Source organism: Ruegeria sp. BG11, assembly GCF_056538565.1.
Genome location: NZ_JBQFTH010000001.1, coordinates 244,905 through 262,722 on the forward strand (window position 1 = coordinate 244,905; position 17,818 = coordinate 262,722).

At 57.9% G+C, this 17,818-nt stretch carries 14 protein-coding genes; 7 read left to right on the forward strand and 7 right to left on the reverse strand.

Translation table 11 applies throughout. From position 1 onward, the window contains the following. The first annotated feature begins 7 nt into the window (after positions 1–7). The 4 genes from fumC to ACR0JF_RS01290 are packed head-to-tail and all read left to right on the forward strand — an operon-like array spanning position 8 to position 2,457. Positions 8–1,402, forward strand: a complete 1,395-nt coding sequence (fumC, locus tag ACR0JF_RS01275) for a class II fumarate hydratase (protein WP_170548552.1) — start codon at positions 8–10, stop codon at positions 1,400–1,402. After that, a complete protein-coding gene (locus ACR0JF_RS01280) occupies positions 1,402–1,578 on the forward strand; it encodes a DUF4169 family protein (protein ID WP_170659605.1) in 177 nt (58 codons plus the stop codon). Before fumC ends, ACR0JF_RS01280 begins: the two co-directional genes overlap by 1 nt. Continuing rightward, a complete protein-coding gene (locus ACR0JF_RS01285; RefSeq protein ID WP_170659606.1) occupies positions 1,575–1,796 on the forward strand; it encodes a ribbon-helix-helix domain-containing protein in 222 nt (73 codons plus the stop codon). Before ACR0JF_RS01280 ends, ACR0JF_RS01285 begins: the two co-directional genes overlap by 4 nt. A 58-nt stretch (positions 1,797–1,854) precedes the next feature. Beyond that, a complete protein-coding gene (locus tag ACR0JF_RS01290) occupies positions 1,855–2,457 on the forward strand; it encodes a DNA-3-methyladenine glycosylase I (RefSeq protein WP_170747533.1) in 603 nt (200 codons plus the stop codon). A 3-nt stretch (positions 2,458–2,460) separates the two neighbouring features. Here the strand turns inward: ACR0JF_RS01290 and ACR0JF_RS01295 are convergent, their stop codons facing one another. The 4 genes from ACR0JF_RS01295 to ACR0JF_RS01310 form a co-directional block, all read right to left on the reverse strand. After that, positions 2,461–3,342 carry a fructose bisphosphate aldolase gene (locus tag ACR0JF_RS01295; RefSeq protein ID WP_170659608.1) on the reverse strand — a complete coding sequence of 294 codons (882 nt, stop codon included), beginning with the start codon at positions 3,340–3,342 and terminating at the stop codon, positions 2,461–2,463. Between the two features lie 73 nt (positions 3,343–3,415). Continuing rightward, positions 3,416–4,765, reverse strand: coding sequence for a cytochrome P450 (locus ACR0JF_RS01300; RefSeq protein WP_170659609.1), 1,350 nt, complete (start codon positions 4,763–4,765; stop codon positions 3,416–3,418). Then, positions 4,762–5,958: a hypothetical protein gene (locus ACR0JF_RS01305; RefSeq protein ID WP_170659610.1), complete on the reverse strand. Its 1,197-nt coding sequence runs from the start codon at positions 5,956–5,958 to the stop codon at positions 4,762–4,764. The genes ACR0JF_RS01300 and ACR0JF_RS01305 overlap by 4 nt, the downstream gene beginning before the upstream one ends. A 55-nt stretch (positions 5,959–6,013) precedes the next feature. Further along, a complete protein-coding gene (locus tag ACR0JF_RS01310) occupies positions 6,014–6,766 on the reverse strand; it encodes a cytochrome c biogenesis protein CcdA (protein ID WP_170458345.1) in 753 nt (250 codons plus the stop codon). Positions 6,767–6,871: 105 nt separating this feature from the next. Here ACR0JF_RS01310 and ACR0JF_RS01315 point away from each other — a divergent pair, with 105 nt between their 5' ends. Next, a complete protein-coding gene (locus tag ACR0JF_RS01315) occupies positions 6,872–7,105 on the forward strand; it encodes a sulfurtransferase TusA family protein (RefSeq protein WP_170659611.1) in 234 nt (77 codons plus the stop codon). Positions 7,106–7,154: 49 nt separating this feature from the next. On the opposite strand, the gene ACR0JF_RS01320 is transcribed toward ACR0JF_RS01315, so the two are convergent. Beyond that, positions 7,155–9,986: a ribonuclease E/G gene (locus ACR0JF_RS01320; RefSeq protein ID WP_170659612.1), complete on the reverse strand. Its 2,832-nt coding sequence runs from the start codon at positions 9,984–9,986 to the stop codon at positions 7,155–7,157. A 645-nt stretch (positions 9,987–10,631) separates the two neighbouring features. On the opposite strand from ACR0JF_RS01320, the gene ACR0JF_RS01325 reads away from it, so the two are divergent. Beyond that, entirely contained in the window at positions 10,632–12,176 is a 1,545-nt protein-coding gene (locus tag ACR0JF_RS01325; RefSeq protein WP_170659613.1) for a trimethylamine methyltransferase family protein, read from the forward strand. Positions 12,177–12,227: 51 nt separating this feature from the next. On the opposite strand, the gene ACR0JF_RS01330 is transcribed toward ACR0JF_RS01325, so the two are convergent. After that, positions 12,228–12,473, reverse strand: a complete 246-nt coding sequence (locus tag ACR0JF_RS01330) for an EF-hand domain-containing protein (protein WP_170638644.1) — start codon at positions 12,471–12,473, stop codon at positions 12,228–12,230. 537 nt (positions 12,474–13,010) lie between these two features. Beyond that, positions 13,011–16,625, reverse strand: coding sequence for a vitamin B12-dependent ribonucleotide reductase (locus ACR0JF_RS01335; protein ID WP_480668855.1), 3,615 nt, complete (start codon positions 16,623–16,625; stop codon positions 13,011–13,013). A 507-nt stretch (positions 16,626–17,132) separates the two neighbouring features. Between ACR0JF_RS01335 and ACR0JF_RS01340 the strand changes: the two genes are divergently transcribed. Beyond that, positions 17,133–17,567, forward strand: a complete 435-nt coding sequence (locus tag ACR0JF_RS01340) for a hypothetical protein (protein WP_170548518.1) — start codon at positions 17,133–17,135, stop codon at positions 17,565–17,567. Positions 17,568–17,818: the final 251 nt, after the last annotated feature.

Sequence of the window (17,818 nt, forward strand, 5' to 3'; positions counted from 1 at the left end):
GTACCCGATGTCTCAGACCCGCACCGAATCCGACAGCTTTGGCCCGCTCGAGGTTCCCGCTGACAAGTACTGGGGGGCGCAGACGCAGCGCTCAATCATGAACTTCCCCATCGGTTGGGAGAAGCAGCCCGTGGCCATCGTGCGTGCGCTGGGCGTGATCAAAAAAGCCTGCGCGATGGAGAACAAAGCGACCGGCAAGCTGGACGCCAAAATCGCGGACGCGATCATTCAGGCCGCTGGTGAGGTGATTGAGGGCAAGTTCGACGACAACTTCCCTCTGGTCGTATGGCAGACCGGCTCGGGCACACAGTCCAACATGAACTCGAACGAGGTGATCGCGAACCGCGCGATCGAGATTTTGGGCGGCGTCATCGGCTCGAAAGACCCGGTTCACCCCAATGATCACTGCAACATGGGCCAATCGTCGAACGACACATTCCCGACCGCCATGCATATCGCAACTGCGGTCAGCGTGCGCGACGTGCTGCTGCCCGGTCTTACCAAATTTGCCGAAACGCTTGAGAAAAAGGCGGCTGAATTCGCGGGTATCATCAAGATCGGTCGCACTCATACGCAGGATGCGACTCCGCTGACGCTGGAACAGGAATTCGGAGCCTACGCCCATCAGATCCGTCAGGGCATTACCCGCGTTGAGGCTGCAATGCCCGGGATCTACGAGCTGGCGCAGGGTGGCACCGCCGTTGGAACCGGGTTGAACACCCATGGTGGATGGGACGAAGCCGTCGCCGCCAACATGGCTGAAATTACTGGCCTGCCCTTTGTAACCGCTCCGAACAAATTTGAAGCCCTAGCCGCGCATGACGCCATGGTCTTCTTGTCGGGTGCATTGGCGACCATCGCCGGGTCTTGCTACAAGATCGCCAACGATATTCGCCTGCTAGGCTCAGGTCCTCGCTCGGGTCTAGGAGAGCTGATTCTACCGGAAAACGAGCCGGGGTCTTCCATTATGCCTGGTAAAGTGAACCCGACACAGGCCGAAGCCCTCACACAGGTGGCCGCCCATGTCATGGGCAATGATGCTGCGATAAAGTTCGCGGGCTCCCAGGGTCATTTCCAGCTGAATGTCTATAACCCTATGATGTCCTACAACCTTCTGCAGTCGATCCAACTGCTTGGCGATGCCACCGACAGTTTCACTGAACGGATGCTGTCGGGCATTCAGGCCAACGAGCCGCGCATCGACAAGCTGATGAAGGAATCTCTGATGCTGGTAACTGCTCTGGCCCCAACCATCGGCTATGACAACGCCACTACGGTTGCCAAAACGGCGCATAAGAACGGCACGACCCTCAAGGAAGAGGCCATCGCGCTGGGCTTTGTCGATGAAGAAACCTTTGACGCCGTTGTGCGCCCCGAACAGATGATCGGTCCAAAAGACTGATGGGTAAGCCGGTCAACTTGAACCGGTATCGGAAAGAGAAAGCGCGGGCCGAAAAAAAGGCCCGCGCGGATCAAAATGCAGTCGCCTTCGGGCGCAGCAAGGCCGAAAAAGAGGTCGTTAAGCTGCAAAAGGACAAGCAGACCCGCGATCTGGACAATCACGAGATGGATGAATGAGCGGCCCTCCGGTCAAACGCTCTCTGACGCTTAAGGGGCACCGGACTTCGGTCTCGCTTGAGGATGAATTCTGGCGTGCGTTCCGCGATATTGCCGAAGAAAAACAGCAGCCCATCAATGCTTTGGCTGCCGATATTGATGTTGCACGCGACCCCGATACAGGGTTGGCATCCGCCATTCGAGTTTTCGTTCTGAACTGGTACCGCGACAAGCTTTGACGCTTGTCAGAGCCTCAGCTTTGTGTGTAGTCTGAATGAGAACAAAATAGGTACATTCATGAGCAAAACCGTTTTGGGCCCTGATGGCCGTGCCCGATGCGCATGGTGTCGAGCGGCGCCTGAGTTCTTCGACTACCACGACACGGAATGGGGTTACCCGGTGTCCGATGATCGACGATTGTTCGAAAAACTGTGTCTTGAGAGCTTTCAGTCCGGCCTCAGCTGGCGCACGATCCTGAACAAGCGCGAGAACTTCCGCAGGGCCTTTTGCGACTTTGATTTCGACAAGATGGCAGAGTTTGCTGACGCAGATATCGAGCGTCTTTTGCAAGATGCAGGTATCATCCGCCATCGCGGCAAGATCGAAGCCGTGATCAACAACGCCCGCCGCGCGCAGGAGTTGGTGGCGCGGGAAGGTTCCCTCGCGGCGTATGTCTGGCGATTTGAACCGACTTCACCGCCAGAGCCACAGACTGCCAGCACCTCAGCCGAGTCAGTGGCGATGTCTAAAGACCTAAAAAAGCGGGGATGGAAGTTTGTCGGCCCCACCACCGTTTTTTCCTTCATGCAGGCGATGGGGCTGATCAATGATCACGCGATAGGCTGCATCAGCCGAGAAAAAGCGGAACAGATGCGCCGCGATTTCGTCAAACCGGTCTAGGCGTCACGCGGACGCTTTGAAGATCTTGTCGATATTGCTGCCGAGGGCGGCGTTGAATTCTGCATCCGATTGCTGTTTCGAAAGCCCCTCGGTCAGCGCGCGCGAGAAGGACGCGATCATTTTGCCGTTTTGCCCCAGCAGATCACAGGCCTGCTCGGTCGAGTAACCACCTGACAGGGCCACTACGCGCAGAACACGCGGGTGATCGGCCACTTCGTCATAGAGGTTCGCAGAGCTTGGGATGGTCAGCTTCAGCATGACCTCCTGCCCTTCGGCCAGTTGGTCGAGGTTTTTCAGGATTTCGGCTTTCAGGATGTCCTCGGCCTCGGGTTTGGTTTCCGAGTTGATGTTCACCTCGGGCTCGACAATCGGCACCATGCCAGCGTCGGTCACAACGCGGGCCACGTCGAATTGCTGGGCAACAACGGCGGCGATGCCTTCCGCGTTGGCTTCATGAATGACCGAGCGTTCCTTGGTGCCAAACACGCCTTCCGTTTGGGCCAGTGTCTCGGCCAGCCCCGGGATGGGCTTCATCATCTGAACACCGTTCGAAGTGTCTTCCAGACCCTTGTCGATTTTCAGGAACGGAACGATCCCTTTTACGGACCATAGGTAATCGGCCACCTTGCGACCTTCGATCTCTTCGCCAAGGGTGCGTTCGAACAGGATCGCGCCGATCACTTTGTCCTTGGTGAAATCATCCGCCAGGATGATCCGCGCGCGCATGTTCTGGATTTCGCCGAACATCTCCTCTTCCGAGGCGTATTGCGCAGCATCCACACCGTAGAGCGCCAGAGCTTTCGGGGTTGATCCGCCGCTTTGATCCAGTGCTGCAATAAAGCCTGCTCCATCTGACATCTGCGCGCGCTGTTCTGCTTTGGACATAGTATTTTCCCGTTCAAGACTGATTCCGATTTCCTTCACCGCATACAGCACAGTTATGGGTGATGGTAGTTTGTTAGCGCTCAACCACGCGCAACCATATACCATCCTGCGATCTGACCGTCAGATGAGCCACCGGAACGGGCGTTTTGTCCGGGATTGTTTCGAATCTGAAATGTCGCAGCAGTGTGGACAGGATCAAGGGCCCCTCGACCATCGCAAACCCGGCCCCAGGACAAACGCGAGGGCCTGTCGAGAAGGGAATGTAGGCTTCGCGTTGACAGGTTTTGCCGTTTTCCGTGCCCCAGCGATTGGGATCGAAGTCATCCGGGTTGTCCCACAGCCGCTCCTGCCGATGCAGATGCCAAGGGCTAATCACGATCTGCGACCCTTTTGGAATGTCTCTGTTGCGAAACCTATCGGGGCAACTGGCCTGCCGGACCATCATCGGCACCGGCGGATAGAGCCTGAGGGCCTCGCGGAACACGTCGCGGCTGAGTTTCAGCTTGGACATCGCCGCGAAAGAACGATCCTCAAGCGCCTGCGCTTCCGAGGCCAGTTTCTCCTGCCACTCGGGATAGAGCGCCATCAGGTAGAGCGTCCAGGCCAGGGCCGAGGCGCTGGTTTCATGTCCGGCCAGAAAAAAGATCGCTACCTGATCGACCATCTCCTCCGGCTCAAAACACTTGCCGGTTTCCGGGTCAGGTGTCGTCATGATCTTGGTTGCCAGATCATCAGGCGCGCGATCCGCAGCAATCGCCGCAGCCCGATCTTTCGTAAGTTTGGCAATCAGGGCGCGGATCTCTAGCGCTGTCCCACGCGTCTTTCGAGAATGAAACCGGGGCAACCAACGCGGGAGCGGCACAAAAGCGGCTAGGTTCAACAAAGGCTGCTCGCGCTGATACGCTCGGAACCTGTCAAATACCTGTGCGGCGATTTCGTGTTCGATAGGCACGGAAAACAGAGTTCGGAAAATCACATCGGCGGCAGCATGGCTGGTTATCTGTTCGCACTCGACTTGCGATCCCGTCAAAGGGCGCAGCCGATCCACACAAGCATCAGCGGCCGCGCGCATGGCAGGGAATGTATCCTTGAGCCGTCCGCCCTCAAATGCGGGGTCAATAATACGGCGCTGACGTTTCCATACCGCGCCGTTGGTCAGAAACACGGACTCCCCCAGCAATGGCCGCAGCCCTTCACTGATACGATGGGATTTCGGAAAATCATCCGGGCGTTTCTTGAGGACCTCATCCACCAAATCCGGTTGATTGATCATGTAGGACCGGAAGAACGGCGTGCGAAACTCGGCCATCCACGCGCGATAGAGGCGTTGAGGCTGCGCCGACAACAGGTCCTGCCGAAACAATTTTAGATAGCGCCAGAGAGAGACTCGATCCGGGCGAGACTGCGGCTTGGGCGGCTTCATCGGCTCGTATCCGTGTGTTTGGAAACAGGCGTCTCGATCCGGCTGTTCGACGGCGCGCGGTCCTTAAACCGTTCCGCCAGTGTCAGAGGTCCCGCCGTGATGCGAAAATAATCATAGGTTCCCGGTCGATCAAAGGCGCAGAGGTATTGAAAATGCAGCCGGAAGAACTTCCACCGCAGGGCTTTCCATCGCTCGGGCGAGAGCGTCTGTGTAAAGGCGGCGGACAGGACCAAAGGCCATTTCTTGGCGGGACCCGCGACACCGCTAACGGCGACCGGATCACATAGGGCGAAAGAACAGCCATCCCCCGGTGCTGAGACATCCACCCATGTCAAAGTCGCTTGCGTAGACAGGAACTGAAGATCCGACCTGAGTTTCTGTGCCTTGGGCAGGAACGAGACCATCGGCACCACTTGCCCGAGTGTCAGAAACGACAGTGCTGGCCCACCTGCGGTCTGTCTGCGCAAAACATCCGCCAGAACTGAAACGCCAAGATGCGCGCCCGAGCTATGGCCGACGACCAGAACCTCATCCACATCCGTCTCTAGCGCGGCCGCAATCAAATCCGCAAATTCCTCCAGGCGGTGCCGGAGTTTGCCCGGCGTTTCCCCCTGTAATTGCGCCGAGTATGCGTAATCATGCATCAGGTAATAGGCGAAAAGCCGATTGTCGATTTTGCGGAACCATCGCAGAAGGCCGTAGGCCACAGCCAAACCCGGCAGCAGCCCCCACCATCCAGCAAGACCAACCGCAAGGATCACAACAAAAACGGCGGCGAGAAGTTGCAACAGCAACATCCCCACCGGATAGAGCGCGGCAATCACCGGGCCTTTTCTGAGCTGCCGCAACCTTCTTAACGTACCCGATGAGATATAGGTCCATGCCGTGCGACCAAGCTGCCGGTAGGTCCCCAGAATCGAGCCCGACATGCTGTCCTGCACGATATCGGACCAGACCAGAACCTCGACATCTGTTTGAACCTCAACCCCATCCTGAACAGATGAAACATGCCAGCCAAACGGGCCATCGCCCATCTTAGGCGCGAGCGTGACCTTATAACCCGAGATCACAGCCTGCGCTTGCGACTCAGTCCGATACAGCTCGCGGTAGCGCCGCGCAGGGATCGGGTCGTAGCCGGGAATGTAGAACACATGCCGCCTGCGCAGCTGTGGCTGATTTGTCTGACTGCTCATGGCCTTACCTTTTGCTGCGCAGGTTAACGCAGCATTGCGGCCAAGGTAAGGTGGATCAGCCCAGAACTGCCAGCGCTGGGAAGGTTTCCAGCAGCCACCAGCTGAATTCAGTGAAGAGGCCGGTAATCAGCATGATGCCCACGAACAGAAGAAGCCCGCCCATGACCTTCTCGATCGTGCCCATATAGGGTTTTATCCGGTTCATGACGCCCATCGAGCGATTCAGGAACATCGCGGCCAGCAGGAACGGGATGCCCAGACCCGCCGCATAGACACCCAGCAACAAAGTGCCGCGAGCGACCGATGCCTCGGACGCGGCCAGCGACAGGATTGCACCCAACTGAGGGCCAATACACGGCGTCCAGCCAAAGGCAAAAGCGAGACCCAGAATATAGGCGCCAAAGACCGTACCGCCGGAGTCTCCGGTTTCAACCCGCGCTTCGCGGTCAAGTAAAGGGATGCGGAACACGTTCAGGAAGTGCAGACCAAAGACAATCACCACCGCACCCGAGAGCTTGGCGAAAAGCACCTGATTTTTCAGAACAAACGCCCCGAAGGCCGAGGCGGTAAAGCCAAGCAGCAGGAACACGGTCGACAGCCCCAGAACGAAGAACAAGGCGGTCAAAGTCGCCTTGCGCCGGGCGCGGGCCTGATCCTGCATTTCGTTGATGCTGACGCCGCTCATGTACGCCAGATACGGCGGCACGATGGGCAGCACACAGGGCGACAGAAAGCTGATCAAACCGCCGATCAGGGCGATGAACATAGCAGGCAGCAGACCCGCGTCGATGATATCTATTCCGAACATGTTTCAGCACATATGGTATGGAGGCGGCTTCGTCACGGGGCTATTAAGTCACATCCTCGTGGTTGCGCGCTGGACACTGCGCCTTGGGCGAAATATCTGAGCCTTATGTCTAATCCTACTGAAACTCTCGATGCCGTGGGTCTGCTGTGCCCTTTGCCCGTGTTGAAAGCGCGCAAAAGGTTGAAGTCTTTGCCCGATGGTGCCGTGTTGCGCGTGCTGGCAGATGATCCTGCGGCGATAGTTGATGTCCCGCATTTTTGCGCGGAGAGCGGCCACACGCTACTGTCGCAAGGGGAAGAGAACGGCCATCAGGTGTATCTGATCCAGAAAGCGGGCTAAGCCCAAACTATCAAACGAAAAAGGCGGGCCTCAAGCCCGCCTTTTCATTTTAGCTTCCCAGCGACCACCAACCGCGCCGTTTTGGCTTGGGCGGCTCTGCCGGTTGTTCCGGCTCTTCCGAAACCGTTTCCAGAACGGGTTCGGTTGGGGTTTCCTCCACTGCGGGTGCGGCTTCAACCTCGGCGACCTCTTCGACCGGAGCGGGCTCCTCAGCCGGTTGAGCTTCGACTGGTGCGTCTGCTTCCACCGCCTCAGTAGGCTCTGCCGTTTCAACAGCCTCAGCAGGTTCTTCGGCTTCTTGCGCCGGTTCTGGTTCGGCTTCTGCAACCTCAGCGACGTCCGCAGGAGCCTCTTCCACCTGTTCCGCAGCCGTCTCAGTCTCAGCAACCACATCGGCTGCTTCCACTGGGGCGTCTTCCTTGGCCTCTGCCTCCTGTTCGAGGGCATCCTGCGCTTCGGCTTCAACGTCTTTCTTCTTGCGACGCGGCGCACGGCGGCGCTTGGGCTTGGCGGGCTTTTCGTCCTCGTCCGATGCCTCAGGAACGCCTTCAGCCTTGGCTTCGTCCGAGGGAACCTCGGCAGCCGAGTCTTCAGCCGCTTCCGATGCCTCAGCCTCTTGCTGATCGTTGCCACCCTTCTTGCGGCGACGACGACGACGCTTGCGCTTGGGCTTGGATTCTTCTTCGGACTGAACCGCCTCTTCTTCGACCTCTTCCTCTTCGGTTGCGTCGACCAGGTCCATCAGCGACGCATCGACCGAAACCACCGGCGCGGTCGCTTCGGGCACGATCCGGCTGGCGGTCTTGAACTTCTCCAGCGAGAAATCGGGGCTGACCAGATGCATGTCGCCTTCGACGCGCACGGACAGACCATAACGCGCCTCGATCTGGGCGATATGTTCGCGTTTCTGGTTCATCAGGAAATTGGCAATGCTGACCGGGCAGCGCACCAGAACCTCGCGTGAGCGGCGGCGGGTGCCTTCTTCTTCGATCTGGCGCAGGATCGAAAGCGCCATGTTGTCGTCCGAGCGGATCAGACCGGTGCCATGACAGGCCGGGCATGGCTGAGTCGTCGCCTCAAGCATACCGGGGCGCAGGCGCTGGCGGCTCATCTCCAACAGGCCAAAGCCCGAGATACGGCCCACCTGAATACGCGCGCGGTCGGTTTTCAGCTTGTCCTTCAGGCGTTTTTCGACCGCCGTGTTGTTCTTGCGCTCGTCCATATCGATGAAGTCGATGACGATCAGACCGGCAAGGTCACGCAGACGCAACTGACGTGCCACTTCCTCGGCGGCCTCAAGGTTGGTCTTGAGCGCGGTTTCCTCGATCGAGCCCTCCTTGGTCGCCCGGCCCGAGTTCACGTCGATCGCCACCAGCGCTTCGGTCACGCCAATCACGATATAGCCACCGGATTTCAGCTGCACGGTCGGGTTGAACATCCCCGCCAGATAGCTTTCCACCTGATAGCGCGCGAACAGCGGCAGCGCGTCCTCATACCGTTTCACGTTCTTGGCGTGCGACGGCATGATCATCTTCATGAAGTCCTTGGCGATGCGGTAACCGCCCTCGCCTTCGACCAGAACCTCGTCGATGTCGCGGTTATAGAGGTCACGGATCGACCGTTTGATCAGGTCGCCTTCCTCATAGATTTTTGCGGGCGCAATGGACTTCAGCGTCAGCTCGCGAATCTGCTCCCACATGCGCTGCAGGTATTCATAGTCGCGCTTGATCTCGGATTTCGTGCGTTTGGCGCCAGCAGTCCGAATGATCAGGCCCGCGCCAGTTGGCACGTCGATCTCGGCTGCGATTTCCTTCAGCTTCTTGCGGTCGGGCGCATTGGTGATCTTGCGGCTGATGCCGCCGCCACGCGCTGTGTTGGGCATCAGGACGCAGTAACGACCGGCCAGCGAGAGATAGGTGGTCAGCGCGGCACCCTTGTTGCCCCGCTCTTCCTTGACGACCTGCACCAGCAGAACCTGGCGCACTTTGATCACTTCCTGGATCTTGTAACGACGCGGGCGCGGCTTGCGCGGAGGGCGAATATCCTCGCTGTCGTCTTCGTCCGCAACCGATTCAATCGAATCATCCTTGGCAGTCGCATCAGGCTTTTTCTCTTCGTCGTCTGAGTCGTCACCTTCGGCAGGCTCTGTCTCAGTGGTTTCTGCCTCAGGCGCAGCCTGCGCGGTTTCCTCGGAGTCAGCCTCTGCTTCTTCCGCATCAGCAGTAGCTTCGGGCTGCGCTTCCGCGTCGGTTTCAGCCTGCTCATCAGAGGTCGCCTCAACGGTCTCGACCTCAGCAGTCTCTTCTTCTGCGGTCGGCGCGTCAGTGCTCTCAGACGCTTCATCCTCAGAAGGTTCTTCCACCGGCGTCTCGGCAACCGTCTCCATCGGAGAGGTCCCCTCGGGCACTGTCAGACCATCACTCTCTTCGCTGTCGTCGAGATCAATGGTCTCCATACCCGTCGGCTCGGACGTGACATCCAATGTCTCGACCGGATCGTTCGACTTGACGTCTACTGCCTTGCTGCGCGACCGCGAGCGGCGTTTCTTGGGCTTGGCTTCCTCGGCCTCATCACGCGCCTTCATCGCCTCGGCATAGGCGCGCTCTTCCTCCATCAGCGCCTCACGGTCGGCGACGGGGATCTGATAATAGTCGGGATGAATTTCCGAAAACGCCAAGAAACCATGGCGATTGCCGCCATAGTCCACGAATGCCGCCTGCAGAGACGGTTCGACCCGGGTAACTTTTGCTAGATAGATATTGCCAGCAAGCTGGCGTTTGTTTTCGGATTCAAAATCGAACTCCTCGACCTTGTTTCCGTCAACCACCACAACCCGAGTTTCCTCGGCGTGGGTGGCATCGATAAGCATTTTCTTAGCCATGTGTCCTTGATGCACCGCGCCAAACGCGTTGTCCTGACCCATCCAGGCGGACAGGCACTTTTGGGGAGGTGTCTTGTACGGGCGATATAGGACGGCGCGCGGCAGGGTCTGGCGCTGTGGCCCCCTGCCCGGTCTCTCAAACGTTGCGCGCGCGTCATCGCGGTTCTTCTCCGACAGGCGCGATCTTGGTCGCTGCCTGCCCATTTATTCCTTTCGCCCGGAATTTTCCGGGCTCAGGCACTCCATTGCCCCGACAGGGGCACAATCGGTCTGCCGTGCCGTGAAAGATAGATCATCACATGCGGCGCAGCAGCGAAACTCAAAAAAGCGGGACTTAGGGGCGTCAAAATCGCCATGCCCGTTCGGACACAATAAAAGCAGTCCTGTGGAAAAGACAATGGGCAAACGTCATGCGACCGGGAAAGCAACATAATTGACAGTGAGGTCGCAAACAGAACAGACTTAAATCTACCGCTGCTCAGGATGGTGCAGCAAGTCCGAGGAACTGAATGCACAACGAAGTTTGGAAAATACGTCTGATCAGCCGCACGATTGGCGCGGATCGTGGGCGTGCGGCACGGGGACGTCCAGTACAGGTCTGATTTTGATCGCAATCTCAATCACCTGAATAACCGGATAACCACAATGAACGAACAAACTCGCAGCTCTGCAAGAACTGGCGGACGCGCAGCGCGTCGCGCTGCCCGCGCCGCAGCCCTACCCGACCACCTGCGCCCGGTCCGCCCGGGGATGGAGGGCGGCACCTACAAGCCTCTGACCCAAGCACAGATGGAGCGTATTCACGAAGCGGCGCTTCAGGCTCTGGAAACCATCGGGCTGGCGGACGCTCCGCAAAGCGGGATCGACTATCTGGTGGGCGCTGGGTGCAGTCTTGGTGAAGACGGGCGCATTCGTTTCCCTCGGGCATTGGTCGAAGACACCATCGCCAAAGCAAACCGCTCGGTCACTTTGTATAGTCGAAACGGCAAGACCGATCTGGAGCTGAGTGGGACGAAGGTTCATTACGGCACGGCAGGTGCCGCGGTCAGCATGGTCGACGTGGATGGGCAAAACTACCGCGACTCGACCGTACAGGACCTGCACGATGCCTCTCGCATCTGCGAGCAGCTGGACAATATCCACTTCGTTCAGCGCCCCATGGTGTGCCGCGACATCGCCGACAACCTCGAGATGGACTTGAACACGATCTACGCGGCATGCGCAGGTACCTTTAAACATATCGGCACCTCCTTTACCGAACCCAGCCACGTCGCCCCGGCGATGGAGATGATCCACATGATCGCCGGCGGTGAGGAAAAATGGCGTGAACGTCCTTTCATCTCGAACTCGAACTGCTTTGTCGTGCCACCTATGAAATTCGCAACCGAAAGCTGCGAAGTCATGGAAGCGGTCATCAAAGCCGGGATGCCGGTCCTGTTGCTGTCTGCTGGCATGGCCGGCGCAACCGCACCGTCGACCATCGCAGGAGCCATCACTCAAGCGACCGCGGAATGCCTGGCCGGTCTTGTCTATGTAAACGCCGTGGTGCCTGGCGCACCCGCCGTCTTTGGCACATGGCCATTCGGTCTGGATCTGCGCACCGGGGCGATGTCCGTGGGATCGGGCGAACAGGCTCTACTGAGCGCGGGATGCGCGCAGATGCACAATTTTTACAACCTTCCGGGCGGAACCGCCGCCGGAGCGTCAGATTCGAAACTGCCCGACATGCAGGCTGGGTGGGAGCAGATGTGTTCAAACGTCATGACCGGCCTATCCGGCGCCAATATGATCTACGAGGCTGCCGGTATGCACGCGTCTCTTCTCGGGTTCTGCCTAGAGAGCCTGATCCTGGGCGATGACCTCATCGGACAGGCGCAGCGCTGTGTGCGTGGGATCGAAGTTTCGGACGAAACTCTAGCGCTGGATCAGATTGCTGAGGTGTGCATGGGCGGCCCCGGCCACTATCTCGGTACGGATGCGACGCTCAGCCGGATGCAGGCGGATTATGTTTATCCAACGTTCGGCGACCGCACCTCACCCAAGGAATGGGCCGAATTGGACAAGCCTGACCTGATCGAAAAGGCAATCGCGCGGAAAAACGAAATCCTCTCCAGCCCGTCTGCAGCGAATTTCGACCCTCTGCTGGACGCTGAAATTCGCGCCAAGTTCAACATTCACTTACCGTTGTAAGGCGATGAAAAGCGGCCCGATTTTACTCGGGCCGTTAAATTTTCTCAACGATTAGCCGTTGCTTGGGGGCAGCAAACCGGCTTCTTGCGCGATGGCGATTTCATCCGCATCAAGCGCGCCATCCCCATTTGCATCCATGGCCGAGAACGTGTCGGCGTTAACCTCGGGCACGACCGCTTGAACCTCTTCGATGGTCAGCACGCCGTCTCCATTTGCGTCGGCTGCCGATTGCGCAGTGGCCAGAGTGGGCAGTGCGAGTGCTACAGCCGCGAGAGCGGTCAGATATTTCGGTGTCATAAGTTTGCCTCCTGAGTGAATATTTGGATTTTGCGTCCGGACGAGCGCAAGAAACCTCAGGATTGGGCCAACGTCACCCGCATAGCGAGATCGATGCCACTTCGCGCCAATCTCCGCGTGTTTGACCGAGTCGCCTCTGCGGCTTGTTGCCGGGCAAAAATCCCCCATCGCGCCTCGGCAGAACTTGCCCGACGGTTTTGAGGTGATCTGGCAAAACTCAGCTTAGCGGCCGGTCGTTGGACAAAAAGAAAGGGGGCCGAAGCCCCCTGTCAGTTTCGCCTTCCAGGCTCATTTCGTTGACCGCCCGGTATTTTTTTTGCCTGCGGCCTGGACTGCGCATGGGGCGAGCGCACCCGCCCCGTGAAAGAGTGGGAGGGAGCAATATTCCGCCCCACCCTGTTCCCGGCCAACACGGGCATGTCGGCCGAGTGGAACATGGCTTTGATGGTAAGTCTCAGCGCCACGCTCCGTATTCGTCGGGGCCGGTACATAAGGCAGCGACCGACCCCTGCACCCCGGGTTGCCGGGGCGCTAAACTCAGCTACACCCGCTTGTCGCGCCGCAGGTGTTGCACTTCATGCAGGTGCCGTTGCGCACCAGCGTGTAGTTTCCGCATTCGCCGCAGGGGTCTCCCTCATAGCCCTGCATCTTGGCTTTGGTCCGTGCGTCCATGCCGATCGCCACGGCCGTTTCCGCCGACGCTTCAAATGCGGCTGCCGGTTCGGACATTCCGTTGAGCTCGGCTTGCGGATTGAACATCGCCAGATCCTGCGGCAAGCGTTTCCGCAGATACCCGGTCGAGCTGATTTGCTTCAGCACTTCCAAAGACTTGGACGCCGCGCTGTCACTGATCTCGGAAACATTCGAGACACCTTCTTCCTCGCCACGACCCAGATCATCGAAGCTCGCGCCTTCGGGTTTCACATGGGCCAGATCAGTGCGGTCCAGATAAGACACGGCCAGTTCACGGAAGATGTAGTCCAGGATCGACGTCGCGTTCTTGATCGAGTCGTTGCCCTGCACCATCCCAGCCGGTTCGAACTTGGTGAAGGTAAAGGCGTCGACGAATTCCTCGAGAGGTACACCGTATTGCAGGCCGACCGAGACCGCGATGGCAAAGTTGTTCATCATCGCCCGGAAGCCAGCGCCTTCCTTGTGCATGTCGATGAAGATCTCGCCCAGCTTGCCGTCTTCGAACTCACCGGTCCGCAGATAGACCTTGTGGCCACCAACGATCGCCTTCTGGGTATAGCCCTTGCGGCGATGCGGCAGTTTCTCGCGATGGCTGCGGATCATTTCCTTAACCACAACCTTCTCGATCACCTTTTCGGCCAGAACGACGGCTTTTTCCTGCGTCGAGCCGCTTTCCAGCACTTCCGCAGCTTCGTCGTCATCTTCGACCAGCGCCGCCGCCAAAGGCTGCGACAGTTTCGAGCCGTCACGATAGAGCGCGTTGGCCTTCACACCCAGCGACCAGCTGAGTTCGTATGCCTTCTGGCAATCCTCAATGGTCGCGTCATTCGGCATGTTGATCGTCTTCGAGATCGCGCCCGAGATGAAGCTCTGCGCCGCCGCCATCATAGTGATATGGCTGTCAACCCCTAGGAAACGCTTGCCTTTCTTGCCGCACGGGTTGGCGCAGTCGAAGATCGAATAGTGCTCTTCCTTCAGATGCGGCGCGCCTTCCAGCGTCATGGTTCCGCAGACGTGGTCGTTCGCTGCGTCGATATCGGACTTGGTAAAGCCCAAATGGCGCAGCAGGTCGAAGGTTGGGTCGTTCAGCTTGGTCGCCGGAATGCCCAACACGCCGGTGCAGAAATCCTCGCCTAGTGTCCACTGGTTGAAGACGAACCGGATGTCGAAGGCGCTTTCCAGCGCGGCATCCACCTTGGCCAGCTCATTCGGGCCGAAGCCGTGGCCGGTCAGCGAGGTGTGATTGATCCCCGGCGCGTTGCCGATGGTGCCGTGGCCAACCGCATAGCCCACAATCTCTTCGATCTGAGACGAGGAATAGCCCAGCTTCTCTAGCGCCGACGGCACCGAGCGGTTGATGATCTTGAAGTAACCGCCACCCGCGAGCTTCTTGAACTTTACCAGAGCAAAATCCGGCTCGATCCCTGTGGTGTCACAATCCATTACCAGACCGATGGTGCCGGTGGGCGCGATCACGGTGGCCTGCGCATTGCGATAGCCGTTTTGTTCACCAAGGCTCAGCGCCTCGTCCCAAGCCGACATGGCCAAATCGACCAGACGCTTGTCCGGGCAATTTCCGTGATCCAGAGGCACCGGCTTCACAGCCAGTTTCTCATATCCATTAGCCACGCCCTGCGCAGCACGGCGGTGGTTGCGGATTACGCGCAGCATGTGGTCCGCGTTGCGCTCATAACCTTTGAACGGCCCCAACTCTCCGGCGATCTCGGCAGAGGTCGCATAAGCCACACCGGTCATTATTGCAGTCAGCGCGCCACAGATCGACCGACCCTCGTCCGAGTCGTAGCTGTAGCCCATGTTCATCAGCAGCCCGCCGATATTGGCGTAACCCAGACCCAAGGTGCGGAAATCATAGGAGAGTTTGGCGATTTCCTTCGATGGGAACTGCGCCATGGTCACCGAGATTTCCAACGTCAGGGTCCACAGGCGCGCCGCATGCATGTAATCAGCCGCTTGGAACTCGCCATCCTTCAGGAATGTCAGCAGGTTCATCGACGCGAGGTTACAGGCCGTATCGTCCAGGAACATGTATTCCGAACACGGGTTTGAGCCGCGAATCTCACCATCTTCGGGACATGTGTGCCACTCGTTGACCGTGTCATGGAACTGGATGCCCGGATCGGCGCAGGCCCAAGCGGCGTGACCGACTTTCTCCCACAGATCGCGTGCTTTTACGGTCTTGGCGACCTTGCCGTCGGTCCGGTTGATCAATTCCCAATCGGCGTCTTTCTCAACAGCGGTCAGGAACGCATTAGTCACGCGGATCGAGTTGTTCGAGTTCTGACCCGAGACCGAGCTATAGGCCTCCGAATCCCAGTCCGTGTCGTAGGTGGGGAACTCGATGCTGTCGTGACCCTGCCGCGCATAATCCAGCACGCGCTTGATGTAAGTCTCGGGGATCGCGACCTTTTTGGCCGCACGAACCGCATTCTTCAAACTATCATTCTTGTTGGGATCATACGCATCGTCCTGCGCACCGTCCCAGCTGCGGATGGCCTCGAAAATGCCGTTCAGCATCTTCTCGTGCATCTTCGATCCGGCAACGATCGAGGCCACCTTCTGCTCTTCGATCACCTTCCATTCGATGAATTGCTCGATGTCCGGGTGATCCGCATCGACGATCACCATCTTTGCTGCTCGACGGGTTGTCCCGCCTGATTTGATCGCGCCAGCGGCGCGGTCGCCGATCTTGAGAAAGCCCATTAGGCCCGAGGACTTGCCGCCACCCGACAACGCTTCGCCTTCTGCACGCAGATGGCTGAAATTGGTGCCGGTTCCCGAGCCATATTTGAACAGGCGCGCCTCTCGCACCCACAGATCCATAATGCCGCCTTCGTTCACCAGATCATCATCGACGGACTGGATGAAGCACGCATGCGGCTGCGGGTGCTCGTAAGCGGATTTCGATTTGGTCAGTTTGCCGGTTTTGTAGTCGACATAGTGATGCCCCTGCGCCGGGCCGTCGATCCCGTAAGCCCAGTGAAGACCGGTGTTGAACCACTGAGGCGAGTTCGGCGCGGCACGCTGGGTCGCCAGCATGTAACGCATCTCGTCAAAGTAAGCGCGCGCGTCTTCCTCGGTTGAGAAATAGCCGCCCTTCCAGCCCCAATAGGCCCAAGCGCCCGCCAAACGGTCAAACACCTGTTTCGAAGATGTCTCACCTTCGAACTCGGCATCGTCAGTCGTGACCGAGCGCCACAGGAATTCAGGAACGCCCTTTTCTTTGACCTTCTTCAGCTTGCTGGGAACGCCCGCCTTACGGAAGTATTTCTGTGCGATGACATCACTGGCCACCTGGCTCCAGCTTGAGGGGACCTGGATATTGTCCAGACGAAAAACAATTGTGCCGTCAGGGTTTCGAATCTCGGACGTTGCCGAGACGAAATCGAGGTCCGCATACGCATCCTGCCCTGATTTGGTAAATTTTCTTTCAATCTTCATGTCCGCCGCCTTTTAATGTCCGTCTACCCTCGCTGCGGCTTGGGAAATGCAAAGCCACCAGCAATGCCGAATTTGACAGACGCAAAGGACCAACCGCTGCCCGTATGAGCGCGATACCGCCGCTGCGGTTGCACAAATGTACTCGTGTGCGTTCCGTCCCTGCCCTGCGCCCTCTCCGGCTTTCATACCAGATGTAGTGGCGTCATATTCGGCCCATACAATCTGGCGTATCTTTGCATATCAGGTCAACGACCTTTTTAAGTCATTTTTGAAATCTTTTGTGTTGACCTGTTTGTCGGGTGCACGGAGATCTGATTCCTCCACAGAGTGATCCACGGCGAGACGACGCCGATCGCAAAACCGGCCAGATGAAATTGCCTTTTTTACCAGCATGGTTATCCGGGTTTGATCATCCAGACCTGTGCTGGCTAAGCTGGCAGGGAATCATGTTGTGGCCTTTCGGCCATATCCTTGCGTCAACCCATTGAACAAAGAGCAGGCAAAACGATGAAGTTGCTTCACCTCGCCCCGATAGGCGCCCTAATCGCGGCCTGCACAGCGCAAGAATTGCCAACGGCGTCGCGTAGCGCTCAATTCAGCGCCTACCCCGACAGGTTGTTCGAAACCTTTCAGACCAGTTGCGAAGGCCCCGGTGAGACGTTCCTGAAGATCGACGCCAATTCTTATGAGTGCCGCGAGTTTCTACCACCGGACACCACAGCCTTTTTGATTCTCAGCTATGATGGCTCGCCTGAGGATCTGCCGCAGAGCATCATGCGCATGACCTCAACCAAGACCTCTGGCGGGTACCGCGTGGATGCGCGGCTGTTCTTTCAAGTGCCGCAGAAAAGCGGCGCAACTGTCGAAGTTCCTGTTGAAAGCAAAACGCTGGATAAAGCGCTGAGCGCGCTCTACCAAGCGATGGGTGGTTCACCAACATAAGTGAAGAAGTGGTCGGGGCGGCAGGATTCGAACCTACGACCCCCTGTACCCTAAACAAGCGGGAAAAAAAATAATGATTTTATTTCAAATTTTTACCTAGTTTCTTGTCAATTTTGACTCACTTCTTGCTGAAATTTTTGAATTACTCGGCGGACACTTGAGATCCCTCGATCATCAAAGGACTGACAAAACCACAAGAATACCGGTTGTCTTTTTAAACTTGAAGCCGAGCACGTGCCTTTGCCACGGCA

What these genes read in the sequence shown, in the direction of transcription:
- fumC (WP_170548552.1), top strand. Translation starts at nt 8, where the DNA reads ATGTCTCAGACCCGCACCGAATCCGACAGCTTTGGCCCGCTCGAGGTT.
- ACR0JF_RS01280 (WP_170659605.1), top strand. Translation starts at nt 1,402, where the DNA reads ATGGGTAAGCCGGTCAACTTGAACCGGTATCGGAAAGAGAAAGCGCGG.
- ACR0JF_RS01285 (WP_170659606.1), top strand. Translation starts at nt 1,575, where the DNA reads ATGAGCGGCCCTCCGGTCAAACGCTCTCTGACGCTTAAGGGGCACCGG.
- ACR0JF_RS01290 (WP_170747533.1), top strand. Translation starts at nt 1,855, where the DNA reads ATGAGCAAAACCGTTTTGGGCCCTGATGGCCGTGCCCGATGCGCATGG.
- ACR0JF_RS01295 (WP_170659608.1), bottom strand. Translation starts at nt 3,342, where the DNA reads ATGTCCAAAGCAGAACAGCGCGCGCAGATGTCAGATGGAGCAGGCTTT.
- ACR0JF_RS01300 (WP_170659609.1), bottom strand. Translation starts at nt 4,765, where the DNA reads ATGAAGCCGCCCAAGCCGCAGTCTCGCCCGGATCGAGTCTCTCTCTGG.
- ACR0JF_RS01305 (WP_170659610.1), bottom strand. Translation starts at nt 5,958, where the DNA reads ATGAGCAGTCAGACAAATCAGCCACAGCTGCGCAGGCGGCATGTGTTC.
- ACR0JF_RS01310 (WP_170458345.1), bottom strand. Translation starts at nt 6,766, where the DNA reads ATGTTCGGAATAGATATCATCGACGCGGGTCTGCTGCCTGCTATGTTC.
- ACR0JF_RS01315 (WP_170659611.1), top strand. Translation starts at nt 6,872, where the DNA reads ATGTCTAATCCTACTGAAACTCTCGATGCCGTGGGTCTGCTGTGCCCT.
- ACR0JF_RS01320 (WP_170659612.1), bottom strand. Translation starts at nt 9,986, where the DNA reads ATGGCTAAGAAAATGCTTATCGATGCCACCCACGCCGAGGAAACTCGG.
- ACR0JF_RS01325 (WP_170659613.1), top strand. Translation starts at nt 10,632, where the DNA reads ATGAACGAACAAACTCGCAGCTCTGCAAGAACTGGCGGACGCGCAGCG.
- ACR0JF_RS01330 (WP_170638644.1), bottom strand. Translation starts at nt 12,473, where the DNA reads ATGACACCGAAATATCTGACCGCTCTCGCGGCTGTAGCACTCGCACTG.
- ACR0JF_RS01335 (WP_480668855.1), bottom strand. Translation starts at nt 16,625, where the DNA reads ATGAAGATTGAAAGAAAATTTACCAAATCAGGGCAGGATGCGTATGCG.
- ACR0JF_RS01340 (WP_170548518.1), top strand. Translation starts at nt 17,133, where the DNA reads ATGAAGTTGCTTCACCTCGCCCCGATAGGCGCCCTAATCGCGGCCTGC.